At 70.6% G+C, this 15,519-nt stretch carries 12 protein-coding genes and 1 pseudogene; 6 read left to right on the top strand and 7 right to left on the bottom strand.

The window, feature by feature from the left end:
• Positions 1-127: 127 nt before the first annotated feature.
• The 4 genes from ald to ACFVYR_RS22195 form a co-directional block, all read right to left on the bottom strand.
• Positions 128-1,243 (bottom strand): alanine dehydrogenase, encoded by a 1,116-nt coding sequence (ald, locus tag ACFVYR_RS22210; protein WP_384251283.1) that lies wholly within the window; start codon positions 1,241-1,243, stop codon positions 128-130.
• Positions 1,244-1,387: 144 nt separating this feature from the next.
• A complete protein-coding gene (locus ACFVYR_RS22205; RefSeq protein WP_384251280.1) occupies positions 1,388-3,481 on the bottom strand; it encodes a tetratricopeptide repeat protein in 2,094 nt (697 codons plus the stop codon).
• Between the two features lie 157 nt (positions 3,482-3,638).
• Positions 3,639-4,265: an NUDIX domain-containing protein gene (locus ACFVYR_RS22200; protein WP_384251278.1), complete on the bottom strand. Its 627-nt coding sequence runs from the start codon at positions 4,263-4,265 to the stop codon at positions 3,639-3,641.
• Positions 4,266-4,350: 85 nt separating this feature from the next.
• Complete coding sequence (locus ACFVYR_RS22195; RefSeq protein WP_384251276.1) at positions 4,351-6,063, bottom strand: CTP synthase; 1,713 nt, start codon at positions 6,061-6,063, stop codon at positions 4,351-4,353.
• A 440-nt stretch (positions 6,064-6,503) separates the two neighbouring features.
• On the opposite strand from ACFVYR_RS22195, the gene ACFVYR_RS22190 reads away from it, so the two are divergent.
• The gene (locus ACFVYR_RS22190; RefSeq protein WP_384251710.1) at positions 6,504-8,315 is read left to right on the top strand and encodes a glycoside hydrolase family 15 protein; all 1,812 of its coding nucleotides are present in this window, start codon (positions 6,504-6,506) and stop codon (positions 8,313-8,315) included.
• 146 nt (positions 8,316-8,461) lie between these two features.
• On the opposite strand, the gene ACFVYR_RS22185 is transcribed toward ACFVYR_RS22190, so the two are convergent.
• Positions 8,462-9,007, bottom strand: a complete 546-nt coding sequence (locus ACFVYR_RS22185; protein ID WP_384251273.1) for a hypothetical protein — start codon at positions 9,005-9,007, stop codon at positions 8,462-8,464.
• Here ACFVYR_RS22185 and ACFVYR_RS22180 point away from each other — a divergent pair.
• Entirely contained in the window at positions 9,006-9,140 is a 135-nt protein-coding gene (locus tag ACFVYR_RS22180) for a LysR family transcriptional regulator (RefSeq protein ID WP_384251271.1), read from the top strand. The genes ACFVYR_RS22185 and ACFVYR_RS22180 overlap by 2 nt on opposite strands.
• A gap of 103 nt (positions 9,141-9,243) precedes the next feature.
• A complete protein-coding gene (locus tag ACFVYR_RS22175; RefSeq protein ID WP_384251269.1) occupies positions 9,244-9,642 on the top strand; it encodes a hypothetical protein in 399 nt (132 codons plus the stop codon).
• Positions 9,643-9,713: 71 nt separating this feature from the next.
• Here the strand turns inward: ACFVYR_RS22175 and ACFVYR_RS22170 are convergent, their stop codons facing one another.
• On the bottom strand, positions 9,714-12,170 hold the full coding sequence (locus ACFVYR_RS22170) for an ABC transporter permease (protein WP_384251266.1): 2,457 nt from the start codon (positions 12,168-12,170) through the stop codon (positions 9,714-9,716).
• Positions 12,164-12,901: an ABC transporter ATP-binding protein gene (locus ACFVYR_RS22165; RefSeq protein WP_384251264.1), complete on the bottom strand. Its 738-nt coding sequence runs from the start codon at positions 12,899-12,901 to the stop codon at positions 12,164-12,166. Before ACFVYR_RS22165 ends, ACFVYR_RS22170 begins: the two co-directional genes overlap by 7 nt.
• A 199-nt stretch (positions 12,902-13,100) precedes the next feature.
• On the opposite strand from ACFVYR_RS22165, the gene ACFVYR_RS22160 reads away from it, so the two are divergent.
• The 3 genes and pseudogenes from ACFVYR_RS22160 to ACFVYR_RS22150 form a co-directional block, all read left to right on the top strand.
• On the top strand, positions 13,101-14,372 hold the full coding sequence (locus ACFVYR_RS22160; protein ID WP_384251707.1) for a sensor histidine kinase: 1,272 nt from the start codon (positions 13,101-13,103) through the stop codon (positions 14,370-14,372).
• Positions 14,372-15,004 carry a response regulator gene (locus ACFVYR_RS22155; protein WP_384251705.1) on the top strand — a complete coding sequence of 211 codons (633 nt, stop codon included), beginning with the start codon at positions 14,372-14,374 and terminating at the stop codon, positions 15,002-15,004. Before ACFVYR_RS22160 ends, ACFVYR_RS22155 begins: the two co-directional genes overlap by 1 nt.
• A gap of 39 nt (positions 15,005-15,043) precedes the next feature.
• Positions 15,044-15,190 (top strand): annotated as a pseudogene (locus ACFVYR_RS22150) (VOC family protein); the annotation flags it as partial.
• Positions 15,191-15,519: the final 329 nt, after the last annotated feature.

Here is a 15,519-nt window from a genome sequence, read left to right as displayed (position 1 = left end):
GGCGAGTTGACCGCGTCCGCACACATACGCATACGGCCGGACCCCTCTCAAGGTCCGGCCGCGGGCGTGAGATTGACGACTTTCGTTGACGAAAGCGTCGGTGACCGACCGGAGTCGGCCGCCTGGGTCAGCCGAGGAGCGACTCGAGCTCGACGTGGTCCAGGCCGTGGGCCTCGGCGACCTCCTTGTAAACGACCTTGCCGTCATGGGTGTTGAGACCCAGGGCGAGCGCCGGGTCGCGGCGCAGGGCCTCGACCCAGCCGCGGTTCGCCAGCTCCACGATGTACGGCATCGTCGCGTTGGTCAGCGCGTAGGTGGAGGTGTTCGGCACCGCGCCGGGCATGTTGGCGACGCAGTAGAAGACCGAGTTGTGGACCGGGAAGGTCGGCTCGGCGTGCGTGGTCGCGCGGGAGTCCTCGAAGCAGCCGCCCTGGTCGATCGCGATGTCGACAAGGACACTTCCCGGCTTCATGCGGGAGACGAGCTCGTTGGTGACCAGCTTCGGGGCCTTGGCGCCCGGGATGAGGACGGCGCCGATGACGAGGTCGGCGTCCAGGCAGGCCTTCTCCAGCTCGAAGGCGTTGGAGATGACGGTCTGGATCTTCGTACCGAAGATCTTGTCGGCTTCCTTGAGCTTGTTGATGTCCTTGTCGAGCAGGGTCACGTGGAAGCCCATGCCGATGGCGATCTGCGCGGCGTTCCAGCCGGAGACGCCGCCGCCGATGACGACGGCCTTGCCCGCGGCCACGCCGGGGACACCGCCCGGGAGCACGCCGCGGCCGCCGTTGGCCGCCATCAGGTGGTAGGCGCCGACCTGCGGGGCGAGGCGGCCCGCGACCTCGGACATCGGGGCGAGCAGCGGGAGCGCGCGGCCCGCGGTCTCGACCGTCTCGTACGCGATGGCGGTGGTGCCCGACTCCAGGAGCGCGTCGGTGCACTCCTTGGACGCGGCCAGGTGCAGGTAGGTGAAGAGGGTCTGGTCCTTGCGGAGGCGGTGGTACTCCTCCGCGATGGGCTCCTTGACCTTCAGGAGCAGGTCCGCGGTGGCCCAGACCTCATCGGCGGTGTCCAGGATCCGGGCACCGGCCGAGACGTACTCGTCGTCCGTGATCGAGGAGCCGACTCCGGCGTTCCGCTCGATGACGACCTGGTGGCCGTGGCGCACCAGCTCGTGCACGCCGGCGGGGGTGATGGCCACCCGGAACTCGTTGTTCTTGACCTCGCGGGGGATGCCGACCTTCATCGTCGATCACGGTCCTTGGCTCAGGGGATATCTCGGGCAATGCAACGCATACCGGTGCACGGGGGGCGCAACGGGAGACACCGCGGAGGTACGCGGCGGAGCCAGTCTAATGAAGGATTTCTCGCTGTCTAGCCTTCCAATACTTCAATCTTCTGCGGAAGTGCTACGGATTTCGTAGGCGGAAGACCCCGCTCCACCATTCCTTTCAAGCCTCGCGACCTGCGGCAGCTCACTTCCCAGCATGCGCTCGGCCGCGCTCCGGTGCAGCCGGGCGGCCGCCGGGTCGCCGAGCCGCTGAAGGGTGTCGGCGAGCCGCAGCTGCAACGCCGCCTGCAGCCGCACGTCCTCGGCGCTGCGCGCCAGCTCCACGGCCTCCTGGCAGGTGCGCAACGACTCCTCGGGCCGCCCCGCGTACTCCTGCACCCGGGCCATCTCGCTCAACGCCCGCGCCTGGGCCGCGACATCGCCGTTCTTGCGGTGGCCGGTGACCGCCGAGCTCCAGTTGCGCAGCGCCTCGCCGTAGCGCCCCGCGTACGTGTGCACGGTGCCGATCCGGCCGTACAGCCGGGCGGCGTCCGCGCGCTCGCCGCGGGCGAGGCGGTGGGCCAGCGCCCGGCCGAACCAGTCGGAGGCCCGCGGCCAGTCCCCCAGCTCCTGATGGGCGCCGCCTACGGATTCCATCGCGCGTCCGACGGCGTACGGATCGTTCGCCGCCCGCCCCGCGTCCAGCGCCGCCCGGTAGCGGGCCAGCGCGTCCCGCGTACGTCCGGTCCGCGCGTCCAGGTCCGCGAGGTTCAGCAGCGCCGCGGCCTGCTCGCGCGGCAGGTTCCGCCGCTCGGCCACGCCGAGGACCAGCTGGTGGATGCCGTACAGCTCGGGAGCGGCCGCCTCCGTGCCGCGGTGCGCGGCCAGGGCCCGGGCCAGGGCCGCCATCAGGCGCCGCGCCAGGGTGTCGAGCTCGCCGTCGGCGACCGCGAGCCGGGCGGCGGCGAGCAGCGCGGGCTGCCGGATCCGCAGCCATTCCTCGGCGGCCTGCGCGCTGGGGAAGCGCAGGGCGCGCGGCAGCCCGGAGAGCTTTCCGCGTGAGGTGGAATCCGTCGCCTCCGTGACCGCACGGCAGGACTGCAGCAGCCGCACGGTCCGCTCCAGCATCCGGGCCCTGGCCAGCTGGATCTCGGCAGGGCGGTCCTGGCTGCCGGTGCGGGCGCGCAGCAGCGGCACCAGGCAGCCGGGCACCTCGTACTGCGGGAGCGGGGAGGGGACGGCCCGGACGAGGCCGAGCGAGACGAAGTCGTCGAGGGTGGTCTTCGCCCCGGAGACCGAGCAGCCCGCGAGCGCGGATGCGGTGTGCGGGTCGACGTGACCGGCCGGGGCGAGGCTGAGGAGTCGCAGTATCCGGGCGGCCGGGGAGGGCAGCGAGGCGTAGGTGTGAGCGAAGACACGCGCGAGCGCCGACCCGTCGTCGGGCAGCGCGCGCAGCCGTTTGGCCAGGTCCGCGACGGTGGCCTTGGGGCGCTCGGCGAGCCAGCCCCCGGCGAGGACGAGCGCCGCCGGATGGGCCGCGCACACCTCGACGAGGGATTCCGCGGAGCCGGGGTCGACGGTGATGCGGACGGGTCCCGCGGCGCGGGCGAGGATGGCGACGGCGGCCTCCTTGTCCAGGCCGCCGAGCGTGCAGGGGCGTACGTCGGGGATGCCGGTGAGCGGCCCCTCGGAGACGGCCACGACCAGGCAGTCGGGCGTGTCCGGAAGGAGTGCGTCGACCTGCTCGGCGTCGGCCGCGTCGTCGAGGAGCAGCAGCACCCGGCGGTCGGCCAGCGCCGACCTGAGGGTCTCGGCGAGGTCGTCCTCGGCGGCCCCCGGCGGCGCGGGCACCCCGAGGGCGTCCAGGAGGTCACGGGCAGTGCGCTCGGTGGGCACCCGGCTGCCGTCGGGCTCGGTGAGGCGGGCGCGCAGCACCCCGTCGGGGTAGCCGTCGGCGAGCTGCCGGGTGAGTTCCCCGGCGAGCGAGGTACGGCCGGATCCGGGGCGTCCCGCGATCAGCAGAACGCGGGCGCGGGGCGCCTTGCGGCCCGAGAGGGTGTCGAGCCCTGCGCGGTCGATGTCGGCGCGGAGTTCCTTCAACTCCCGGCGCCTGCCGACGAACTGAGCCCTCGCCGGGTCCAGCGGGGCGCTCGCGGGGTGTGGCACCGTGCCACCCGCCGCCGCACCGTCCGTGTCGACCGCCTGATCCGTCACGGGCCACGCTCCCGTCCGCCTGCGCACGAACCCGCCGGGGCTCCGGGCGGGACGCTTTCAGAGCCTAGTTCAGGCCCCGCGCCCCACCCGGGCGCGCAGCACGCGCAAGTCGCCCGATCGGATCAGTAGATCGTCACACCGGACGGTTGGCGCGCTCTCAGGCCTCGAAGGGGCGGGCGGGCCAGGGCGCCTCGGCCGGGCGCAGCGCGTCCACGCCGTCGCCGTTCAGTACCGCCTGGAGCGAGAGGGCGCCGACCACCAGGCAGTTGTTGTGCAGCTCACCGGCGAGCACGCCGCGCACCAGTTCCTCAAGGGGGACCCGGGCGAGCTCCATGTCGGACTCCTCCTCGGCGACCTCGAAGCGCTCCCCCTCGGCCTCGGAGAGGTCCTGGGCGAGGAAGACGCGCACGGCCTCGTCGCACCCGCCGGGGGTGGTGTAGACGTCGGTGAGAACGCGCCAGTCCTCGGCCTTGACGTGCGCCTCTTCGTAGAGCTCGCGCTGGGCGGCGTGCAGGGGGTTCTCGCCGGGGACGTCGAGGAGGCCCGCGGGGATCTCCCAGAGCTTGTGGCGGACGGGGTGGCGGTACTGGCGGATGACCAGGACCCGGCCCTCGCCGTCGAGCGCGAGGACGGCGACCGAGCCGGGGTGCACCTGGTAGTCGCGGCGGACCACGGACCCGTCGGGCATGACCACGTCGTCGGTGCGCACGGAGGTCTTGTTCCCGACGAACGGGGTGTCCGTCGCCGTGACCTGCCACTCCTCGGCGGTGTCCTTGATCGTCATGCGCCCTGTCCTCCCACACGTGCAAACAGAAACCGGGGCACGCGCCTCATCAGGCACGTACCCCGGCAACCGTATCGCTCCGGTGTTACTTGCCCGGCTTGCCGCCCTGCTTGCGCTCGCCCTGCCCGCGCTCCTGCTGGCGCTCGACGGCGGCCTTGACCAGGCCGGCGAAGAGCGGGTGCGGACGGGTGGGACGCGAGCGCAGCTCCGGGTGCGCCTGGGTGGCGACCAGGTAGGGGTGCACCTCGCGGGGGTACTCGACGTACTCGACGAGCTTGCCGTCCGGGGAGGTGCCGGAGAACAGGATGCCCGCCTTCTTCTCCAGGTCGGCGCGGTAGGAGTTGTTCACCTCGTAGCGGTGGCGGTGGCGCTCCTCGACGTACTCCTTGCCCTCGTACACCTCGCGCACGATGGAGCCCTCGGCGAGCTTGGCGGGGTACATGCCAAGGCGCATCGTGCCGCCCATGTCGCCCTCGCCGGCCACGATGTCGAGCTGCTCGGCCATCGTGGAGATGACCGGGTGCGCGGTGGCCGCGTCGAACTCGGTGGAGTTGGCGTCGGGGATGTCCGCGAGGTTGCGGGCGGCCTCGACGACGATGCACTGCAGGCCCAGGCAGATGCCGAGCAGCGGCACCTTGTTCTCGCGGGCGTACTGGATGGCGCTGACCTTGCCGTTGACGCCGCGCTCGCCGAAGCCGCCGGGGATCAGGATCGCGTCGACGTCGCCGAGCTGCTTGGCGGCGCCCGCCGGGGTCTTGCAGTCGTCGGAGGTGACCCACTTGACCTTGACGCGGGCCTTGTTCGCGAAACCGCCTGCGCGCATGGCCTCGGTCACCGACAGGTAGGCGTCGGGCAGGTCGATGTACTTGCCGACCAGCGCGACCGTGACCTCGTGCTTCGGGTTGTGCACCCGGTCGAGGAGGTCGTCCCACTGGGTCCAGTCGACGTCGCGGAAGGGCAGGTCGAGCTTGCGCACGACATAGGCGTCGAGGCCCTCGGTGTGCAGCACCTTCGGGATGTCGTAGATCGACTTGGCGTCGATGGCGGCCACCACCGCGGCCTCGTCGACGTCGCACATCAGCGAGATCTTGCGCTTGATGGCGGTCGGCACCTCGCGGTCGGCACGCAGCACGATGGCGTCCGGCTGGATGCCGATGTTGCGCAGCGCGGCCACCGAGTGCTGGGTCGGCTTGGTCTTCAGCTCGCCGGAGGGGCCGATGTAGGGCAGCAGCGAGATGTGCACGACGAAGACGTTGTCGCGGCCGACCTCGTGGCGGACCTGGCGGACGGTCTCAAGGAACGGCAGGGACTCGATGTCGCCGACCGTGCCGCCGACCTCCGTGATGACGACGTCGACGTCGTCCGCGGCCATGCGGCGGATGCGGTGCTTGATCTCGTTCGTGATGTGCGGGATGACCTGCACCGTGTCGCCGAGGTACTCGCCGCGCCGCTCCTTGGCGATCACCTGGGAGTAGACCTGGCCGGTGGTCACGTTGGCCGAGCCGTCGAGGTCGACGTCGAGGAAGCGCTCGTAGTGGCCGATGTCCAGGTCGGTCTCGGCGCCGTCGTTGGTGACGAACACCTCACCGTGCTGGAAGGGGTTCATCGTGCCGGGGTCGACGTTCAGGTACGGGTCGAGCTTCTGCATCGTGACGCGCAGACCCCTGGCCTTGAGCAGCGCGCCGAGACTCGACGCCGTCAGTCCCTTGCCGAGGGAAGAGGCGACACCCCCGGTGACGAAAATGTGCTTGGTCGTCGTGGCTGTGCTGTTTCGAAAAGCAGCGGGCTGCTTAGCCAAAGGGGGGCTCCCGTGGTCGCGGTCTGGAGGGTGCGTACCGGCGTTCTCACCAGGGGTCCGGGGGAGGTGCCGTCGCTGCGGTTCGGGGGTTCTATGACCACCGGCTCACGGGCTACCAGGGTATCAGCGACGCGACGGGCCCGCTTCCGGCCACGCTCCGCCACCGGGCGTACACAACCTGGTCACGGGATTCGCACACGCCGCTACTTTTCCCCGCCGCACCCGCTCTCACCTGCCGCTCACCCGTTCGGCGGCGGCTCGTTGCCGGGAGGGGCGCGCAGATCACCGAGGTGCGTCGTATCCTGCTCGGACACTCGCTGCCGAGCCCCTCCGGCACACGGCACCATCCCGCCCTGCACCCGGAAGAAGCGCTCGTCAACGATCACTTGACCGCTGATTAGTAAGCGCCCCGCGGGGCGAACGTGGCCGTTCGACTGGAGATGCACGTGGCCGGGCGCATCGAGGACTACGCACTCATCGGAGACATGCAGACCGCAGCCCTGGTCTGCCGGGACGGCACAGTCGACTGGCTGTGCCTCCCCCGCTTCGACTCCCATGCCGTATTCGCCGGCCTGTTGGGCACCGAGGAGCACGGCTTCTGGCGCCTCGGGCCCGCATACAACCCGGACGCGCAGCCACCCGCTGCCACGCGCCGCAGGTATCGCGGCGACTCGCTGGTGCTGGAATCCGAGTGGGACACGACACGCGGCACCGTCCGCGTGATCGATTTCATGCCGCCGCGCGACACCGACGCGCCGCAGCTCATCCGCATCGTCGAGGGCGTCAGCGGACGGGTGCCGATGCGCTCCGCGCTGCGGATGCGGTTCAGCTACGGCCGGGTGGTGCCCTGGGTGCACAAGATCGACGGGCGTACCGTGGCCGTCGCGGGGCCCGACTCCGTGTGGCACGACACGACCGCCGAGACGTACGGCAAGGACCTGACCACCTACTCGGACTTCACGGTCGCGCCGGGTGAGCGGATCGCGTTCACCATCTCGTGGCAGCCCTCGCACAAGGACCAGCCGGCCCTGCCGGAGCCCGAGGCGGCGCTCACCGCGACGGAGGACTTCTGGCGCGAATGGGTCGATCACTGTACGTACCACGGCCCCTACCGGGAGGCCGTGATCCGCTCCCTGATCACCCTCAAGGCGCTCACCTACGCGCCGACCGGCGGGATCGTCGCGGCGCCGACCACCTCGCTGCCCGAGGACATCGGGGGCTCGCGCAACTGGGACTACCGCTTCACGTGGCTGCGCGACGCCGCGATCACACTGTCGTCGCTGCTGCGCACCGGCTACCGCGAGGAGGCCCGCGCCTGGCGCGAGTGGCTGCTGCGCGCGGTGGCGGGCGACCCGGAGAACCTGCAGATCATGTACGGCATCGCGGGCGAGCGCGAGCTCGGCGAGACGGAGCTGGACTGGCTGCCCGGATACGAGGGCTCCACGCCGGTCCGGGCGGGCAACGGCGCCGCCCACCAGCTCCAGCTCGACGTGTACGGCGAGACCATCGAGGCCCTGCACCTGGCGCACATGACGGGCCTGGCCCGCAACGACTACGCCTCGCTGCTCCAGCTCAGGTTGATCCGCTACCTGGAGGACCACTGGGACGAGCCGGACGAGGGCATCTGGGAGGTGCGCGGTCCGCGCCGCCACTTCGTGCACTCCAAGGTGATGGCCTGGGTCGCCGTGGACCGCACCATCAAGCTCATCGAGTCCGGCGACGCGGACGGCCCGCTGGACAAGTGGCGCGACCTGCGCGACGACATCCACCGGGACGTGTGCGAGAAGGGCTACGACCCGGAGCGGAACACCTTCACCCAGTCCTACGGCTCCAAGGAGCTGGACGCCTCGCTGCTCCTTATCCCCCAGATGGGCTTCCTGCCGCCCGACGACAAGCGCGTCATCGGCACCATCGAGGCGATCCAGCGGGAGCTCGCGACCCCGGACGGGTTCATCCTGCGCTACCCCACGGCCGGTGACGACGAGGGCGTGGACGGCCTGGAGGGCGACGAGGGGGCGTTCCTGGCCTGCTCGTTCTGGATGGCCGACGACCTGGCCATGATCGGCCGGGTCGACGAGGCCCGCAAGCTCTTCGAGAAGCTCCTCGCACTCCGCAACGACCTCGGGCTGCTCGCCGAGGAGTGGGATTCGGCGGCGCAGCGCCAGGTGGGCAACTTCCCGCAGGCGTTCAGCCACGTGCCGCTGATCGACACGGCACTGCGGCTGACGGCTTCGGGGGCGTACGGGGGGTAGCGGCCCTCGGCTGACGTAGGATCCCGTTTTCTATGTGTATTCCGCGACGTGATCTCGCCGCCATGTCGGATACGACATGGCGGCGAGATTCATGCCTCCAGCGCCGATAGTTCCACCCTTTGTGTATCGGATCACCCCGGTCGTCATCAATGCGTACGCCCGGGGCATGCCGGCAGCGTCCGGCGGTGATCAAGCTGCCTTGCAGGACGGCGTGGCTTGGGCGTGCGATGAGCAGGGCGAAATCGGCGGGGTCGGTACAGCTGAGCGTGCGGCTGGCTGACCAGGGCGGATGGCGCCTGCGGGAACGCGCCGATGCGCTCCTTACACCCGAGTTCCTGCACCGGGAGCACGAGGAACGCAGGAGGTCCCTGCGGGAGCTGGCCGAGAATCTCGGCCTGCCACAACGCATCGTGGTCCAGCGGGCCAAGGATCTCGGCATCAAGATCCATCCCGGCGGCACCCGCCCTCACCGTTTCGATGATGACTGGCTGCGTGATCAATACGTAGTCCAGTTGCACAGCATTCAGGACATCGGCCGCGCAGCCGGAACGTGTGACGGGCCCGTCCTGTGTCGTCTCACCGAGCTCGGCATCGCCATCCGCCCCGTCGGCGCCCACAGCCGACGAGAAATGTTCGCGAAGCTCGACGACTCGGTGTCCCACGACATCCGGGCACCGCTTCCAGATCCACATGGCCTTCCCCACCCTGTCGGCCACCGCCGACTATCTCAACGTCGAGCGCGGCGCGCTGAGCATGCAGTTCAGCCAGTTGGAACGAGCTATCGGCGCGGAACTTTTCCACCGGGCAACAGGACTCAGGACGTGAACCACAACGTCCCAGCCCCCGGGGCACAGCGTTACTCCGGCAATTGGACGAGACAGACGTCCGAAAGCTCATGCAAAACACGCTCGGACGCAACATCGTCCCTATGCCGACTCAGGAGACCCGAACCGCCGCGCAAGCAGCTTTCGGCGCCGAGACGCGCACGCTGACCGATCTGACCGATCTCGGCGAGCTCCCGGACAGAATCAGCGTCCCTCTGCCCATGCTGCCCCTCGCACGGCACCTACTGACCCACGCAGACCAGGAGGTCTACGCGACACGACTTCACACCGCTACCGGGATCCCGATCAACACCCTCTACAAGCAGCTACGCCGTCTGGAAACCGCCCGATGGTTGCGAAGCCGCCGCGAGACCACCGACGAACGACCGCGCCGCGGCGGACGCGGCCGCACGTACTACACCTTGACCGCCATTGCCCGTCTCACCCCTGTCCATGTTCTCCCGCCGGAAATCTGGTTGGGCGATCCCGAAGGTGATGCTTGATCCCGCTCAAGGTTCTCGGCCTGTGATCCACGAGGTCTGCATCCGGGCAGGCCGGCGCCGGGGTCAGAGGGTCACTCTCGCGTGCCCGCCAGTTCCACCGCCCTGTGGCGAAGGGAGAGGCCGGCCGGAGCGACCGCCGAGATCACGGCGAGCACCGCGCAGGCACCCAGGACTGCCGCGAGCGTCGCCCAGGGGATCTCGATGGACGTCCACACCGAGAGCAGGCCCAGCGCCATCCACATGCCCACCAGGTTGAGCCCGGCGACCAGCGCGCCCAGCAGTCCGCCGACCATGACCACCATCAGCGCCTCGGCGCCCACCAGCCGCAGCACTTGCCACCTGGTGGCTCCGGCCAGCCGCAGCACAGCCAACTCGCGGACCCGGCCGGAGGTCGCCATGACCATCGTGTTGGCCAGTGAGATGCCGGTGTAGAGGAGGGCGATCCCGAGGACCAGGAAGAAGCCCATCCGGGTCGTCCGGTTGGTCTCGGGGTACGTCGCCCGCACCCAGGCGTCCCTGGTGAGGACCTCCCCGCCCGACGCCCGCACCGCCTGACGCAGACCGGCGGCCACTGTGGCCGTGTCGGCACCGTCCGCGAGGCGTACGTCGACCCGGTCGACGGGCGCCGCGGGGGCGTTGCGCGGGGTGACGTAGACGCCGTTGTTACCGGTGCCGATGGTCATGACCGCGGCGATCTTCAGGGACTTCCTCGTGCCGTCACCGAGCCACACGTCCACCCGCTCGCCCACGGTGTGCTTCTCCCACTCCTCGTTGACGATGATCGAGGCGTCGTCCAGATCGCCCACCTTCCCCGCGGCGAGCGGGAGACGGGCCGTTGCCGCGAGCGGTTCCGGCTCGACGGCCCTGGCATCGGAGCTGATGAGCGCCACGCCGTCCTCCAGGACGTACACGGCGCTCGACGAGCTCGCCGAGACCTCGGCACCGGACACGGCCCGAAGCCGCTGCAGCGTCGCCCCGTCGAAGCCGGCGTCGCCCGCCGGAGTGACCACGAAGTCGGCGGCCATCTGCTCGCGCACCTCGGTGGCCTTCGCCCCGTTGAGGGTCGCGGTGGCGCCCAGCAGCGAGCCCGCCAGCGCGACCGTGACCAGCACGGGCGCCGCGACGGCGGCGGTGCGGCGCACCCCGGCGGCGGCGTTCTCCCGCACCAGCATCCCGCCCGCGCCTGGCAGTTGGGCCGGCAGCCAGGCGGTCAGCCGGGCCAGTGGCCGCACCAGCACCGGCGCGAGCAGCGCGACCGCTGTGATCAGCAGCATCGGTCGGCTCACATAGGTCTTGCGCTGCAGCAGGTCGCCCGGGTTCGTCACCAGGGCCAGGGCCAGCGTCGCCGCGGCGGTGATCAGCAGGGCCGCGCCGAACAGCCAGCGTCCCCATGTCATGGGCCGGGTGTCGACGGACGCCTCGCGCAGTGCCTCGGTGGGACCGGTGCGCCCCGCCCGCCAGGACGCGGCCAGCACGCCGCACAGGGCCACGAACAGGCCCGTCCAGAACGCCATGTGGTAGGGCCAGGTGTAGTCGCCGATGGTGAACCAGCGGGGCGCAAGGCTCTCATCGACCGCCCACTCGGCGAGCTTCGGAGCCCCGTAGGAACCGAGCACGCAGCCGGCCGCCGAGGCGAGCACACCGACCCCGAGCGCCTCGTAGACGACCATGCGGCGGATCTGCCCCGGGGTCGCCCCGGCGGTGCGCAGCAGCCCGAACTCGCGGCGCCGCTGGGCCACCGCGAACGCGAAGGTCGAGGCCACCACGAACACCGACACGAACCCGGTGACGCCGCCGGCCGTGCCGAACATGGCGTTCATCGCGGTGAGGGCCTCGCTGTCCCGGTCGGGGTCGGCGTCGGCGTACCGGCGCGCGTTGCCGGTGAGGACCTGGACGCCCTCGCTGCCGCGCACCGCCTCGCGCACGGCCGCAGCATCGGCGTCGACCACGAGCTGGAGGCTGCGCGGCGACAGTTCGGCGGCGCGGGTGTCGGTGTAGAACACGGTGTTCTCGAAGCCCAGCCCGGCCACGGTGCCGACGACGCGCACCGTGCCGCCGTCGGTCCGCACCCGGGCGCCCGGACGGGCCCAGTCACCGCTGACGACGACCTCGTCCGCGGCCTCGGGCGCGCGCCCCGCGTCGAGGTGGTACGGCGCGAAGGCCGCAGCGGACCAGGGGTGGCCCACCAGATCGGCGGGCCCGCCCTCGGCCCGCACGGCGAACGACCGGTCCTCGACGACGGTCCCGAGGTCCCGCAGCTTCGCAACCGCGTCGTCGGGCACCGCACGCGGCTGCGCGAGCTTCTGGGTGCGGTCGCCGATCGAGGTGGGCACCTCAAGGGAGTCCTGGCCCTTGACGACGACCGGCGCGGCGGCGAACCGCTCCGGCCCCCGGTCGGGTGCGTCCAGCGAGGAAGCCAGGGCCAGCCCCATCACGGCGATCAGCGCCACACCCAGTGAGAGGGCGACGAAACTGCCGACGAAGGTGACCCAGCGGGTGCGCAGGGTGCGCAGCGTGGTGCTCAGCACGGCGCCGCCTCGAACTTGGTCATGCGCGCCGCGATGTCCTCGGCGGAGGCGCCGATCAGCTCGCCGTTGACACGGCCGTCGACGAGGAAGACGACGCGGTCGGCGTAGGAGGCGGCGACGGGGTCGTGGGTGACCATGATGATCGTCTGGCTGCCCCGGTCAACCATGCTGCGCAGCAGGGTCAGCACCTCGCGGCTGGTCTGCGAGTCGAGCGCGCCGGTCGGCTCGTCGCCGAACAGCACTTCGGGGCGGGTGATCAGGGCGCGAGCCAGGGCAACTCGCTGCTGCTGGCCGCCGGACATCTCCGTCGGGCGGTGCCGCGCCCGGTCGCTGAGTCCGACCTGTTCGAGCACCTCGCGCACCTGGGCCTTCTTCGGGCGGCGGCCGGCCAGCCGCAGCGGCAGGGCCACGTTGTGCTCGGCGGTCAGCGAGGGCAGCAGGTTGAACGCCTGGAACACAAAGCCGATGCGCTCGCGGCGCAGCAGGGTCAGCTTGGTCTCGCTCAGCCTGGTCAGCTCGGTGTCGCCTACGGTGACCGAGCCCGATGTGGGCCAGTCCAGGCCCGCGGCGCACTGCAGCAGGGTCGACTTGCCGGACCCGGAGGGGCCCATCACGGCGGTGAAGGTCCCCCTCGGGAAGGCGAGCGATACCTCGTCGAGGGCGGTGATGGACGTACCGCCCGAGCCGTAGCGCCGGGTTACGGAGCGCAATCGGATTGCGTCGTTGCTCATATATTCCCCCACCAGTACCTGCTCCTTGGCTCGTTGGTTCCACCACGAAACCGCGGAAGTCCCGCGTGGCGCAGTACGGCCTGAACGAGACTTGGGGTAGTGCCAGGCCTACCCCCGATACGGACCCTGGACTGATGGCACCGGACCGGTGGGGCCGCTTACGGTCATGCACATGCACCCTCGGAATGTGTGGCAGGCCATGTCCCGGCCGGGCTTCCTGCTGTCGGCCTGGCCCTGGCGCGCCGCCGCGTATCTGCTCACCGGCGCGGTGACCGGCGTCGCCACCTTGGTGGGGACAGTGACGGTGGCAGCGGTCTGCGGTGCGCTCGCCATCGTCTTGGTGGGGCTGCCCCTGCTCGTCGTGGTCGCCCTCAGCGGGATCCCAGTGGCCTGGGTGGAGCGGCGCAGGCTGCGCCTGATCGACCGCAACCCGGTGTCCAGCCGACACCAGGTGCCGACCGCGCCGGGACTGTGGGCCTGGCTGACCACCCGGCTACGCGAACAGGGGACCTGGCGGGAGCTCGGGTACGCCCTGCTGTTCGCCGGGCTGCTGTGGCCGGTCGACGCCCTGGCCATCACGGTCGCCCTGCTGTTCCCGCTGTCCATGGTCGCCACCCCGCTGCTGATGGCCACGGTCGGCGACGGCCACGAGGCGAAGGTGCTCAAGCAGTGGACGGTCACCACCTGGCCGACCGCGTTCAGCGTCGCCGTACTGGGCCTGCTCCTGATGGGCCTGGGCGCATACGTGCTCGGCGCCACGGCGGGCGCCCGCGCAGAGCTGGCTCGGCTGCTGATCGCTTCCCGCGAGGGCGAGCTCGGTGCCAAGGTGGTCGAACTGGCCCGCTCTCGCGCCCGGTTGGTGAATGCCTTCGAGGCCGAGCGGCGCCGTATCGAGCGCGATCTGCACGACGGCGCCCAACAGCGCCTTGTGGCCCTGACGATGGCCCTCGGGCTGGCCCGCCTCGATGCCCCGCCCGGCCCGCTCGCCGACCAGCTCACCAGGGCCCACGAGGAGGCGGGCAAGGCGCTCGCGGAACTGCGCGAGCTCATTCAGGGCATCTACCCCAAGGTCCTCACGGACTACGGCCTTCAAGCCGCGGTCGCCGACGCCGCCGACCGCTGCGTGGTCCCCGTCGACGTCGACCTCGAACTGCCGGGCCGGCCAAGCGAGGCGGTCGAGTCCGCGGCGTACTTCGTGGTCTGCGAGGCGCTGGCCAACGTCGCCAAGCACAGCGGGGCCGGCCGCGCGCAGGTGAGCGGCGGTCATCGCGAGGGACGACTGTTCCTCGAAGTGCGCGACGACGGCTGCGGCGGCGCGAACCCCTCGGCGGGCAGCGGCCTCACCGGTCTAGCGGACCGGGTATCGGTCCTGGATGGCAGACTTGCCCTGACCAGTCCGCCGGGTGGACCGACTCTGTTGCGTGTGGAGTTTCCTTGCGAGTTGACCGAGGCGGCCGACCGCTCCGCATAGTGCTGGCCGAAGACAGCGTGCTACTGCGGGAAGGACTCATCGGCCTGCTCAGCCGCTGCGGCCACGAGGTGGTGTCGGCCGTCGGGGACGCGCAGGCACTGATCGCCGCTGTCGAGGAGCATGCCCCCGACATCGTGCTGACGGACGTACGCATGCCGCCCGGTTTCCAAGACGAAGGGCTGCACGCGGCAGTGCGGCTGCGCGAGAAGCGCCCCACACTCCCGGTCCTGGTCCTCAGTCAGTACGTACAACGGACGTACGCCGCCGAACTCCTGGACTCCGGCGACGGATCAGGCGTCGGCTATCTGCTTAAAGACCGAGTCGGCCAGGTTGAGGAGTTTGTAGAAGCGCTGCACAAGGTGGCGGGCGGCGGGACGGTGGTCGACCCGGAGGTGGTGCGCCAGCTGCTGCGCCGCCGCCGCGATCCGCTGGAGCAGCTCACCCCGCGCGAACGCGAGGTGCTGGCACTGATCGCCGAAGGCAAGTCCAACGGCGCGATCGCCAAGGAGTTGGTGGTTTCCGAAGCGGCGATCGGCAAGCACATCGGCAACATCCTCATGAAGCTGGACCTGCCTCCGACGGACAAGACCCACCGCAGGGTCCTGGCCGTCCTCGCTTACCTGCGGGCCTGACCCACCGAGCGCACCGGGTCGCCATGCCTGGCCGACATCGACCGCGACCAGGATGCTGAGCTGGAACGACTGCTCGCTCTCGGCGCAAGGCCCGACGGAATCAGCCAGACCCGCACCGAAAGTCGGCATGTCCTGACCGACCCCGAGAGCAACGAGTCCTGCCTCCTGCGCACCCGGCTCAAGCCCCCGTGGCAATTGTGTCCTTCGCGCAAGGCCCTATACGCGGCTTTGAGGAAAACGACATCAAGACGGGACCGCGCCGCCGACACGACCGCGGAATCGAGCCGTGAAAACGCAGGTCGCTCAAACCCCGGAGGACACGGCTCACAGGAACCTACAGCTGACGCCACATCACGCGTGCCCCCGTCGGATGCCGGCGGGGGCGCGGTGTTTCTTCCGCGTCTCTTCCGCCCACGCCTTAGCTTGTTCTTTATCTACCAAGATCTTCGGGGCTTGCCGATGGCCTTGAGGGTCTCGGGGCGTTTGACGGTTTTGCCGACGTCGTAGCGGGGTGC

The sequence above is a fragment of the Streptomyces sp. NPDC058284 genome (assembly GCF_042881135.1).
Taxonomy (GTDB): domain Bacteria; phylum Actinomycetota; class Actinomycetes; order Streptomycetales; family Streptomycetaceae; genus Streptomyces.
This window is presented reverse-complemented; position numbering and strand designations above follow the sequence as displayed.

Excerpts from the sequence above, each read along its gene's own strand:
- ACFVYR_RS22190 (WP_384251710.1), top strand. The coding sequence starts at position 6,504 with ATGCACGTGGCCGGGCGCATCGAGGACTACGCACTCATCGGAGACATG.
- ACFVYR_RS22175 (WP_384251269.1), top strand. The coding sequence starts at position 9,244 with ATGCCGACTCAGGAGACCCGAACCGCCGCGCAAGCAGCTTTCGGCGCC.
- ACFVYR_RS22185 (WP_384251273.1), bottom strand. The coding sequence starts at position 9,007 with ATGTGGATCTGGAAGCGGTGCCCGGATGTCGTGGGACACCGAGTCGTC.
- ACFVYR_RS22160 (WP_384251707.1), top strand. The coding sequence starts at position 13,101 with ATGTCCCGGCCGGGCTTCCTGCTGTCGGCCTGGCCCTGGCGCGCCGCC.
- ACFVYR_RS22200 (WP_384251278.1), bottom strand. The coding sequence starts at position 4,265 with ATGACGATCAAGGACACCGCCGAGGAGTGGCAGGTCACGGCGACGGAC.
- ald (WP_384251283.1), bottom strand. The coding sequence starts at position 1,243 with ATGAAGGTCGGCATCCCCCGCGAGGTCAAGAACAACGAGTTCCGGGTG.
- ACFVYR_RS22180 (WP_384251271.1), top strand. The coding sequence starts at position 9,006 with ATGGCCTTCCCCACCCTGTCGGCCACCGCCGACTATCTCAACGTCGAG.
- ACFVYR_RS22165 (WP_384251264.1), bottom strand. The coding sequence starts at position 12,901 with ATGAGCAACGACGCAATCCGATTGCGCTCCGTAACCCGGCGCTACGGC.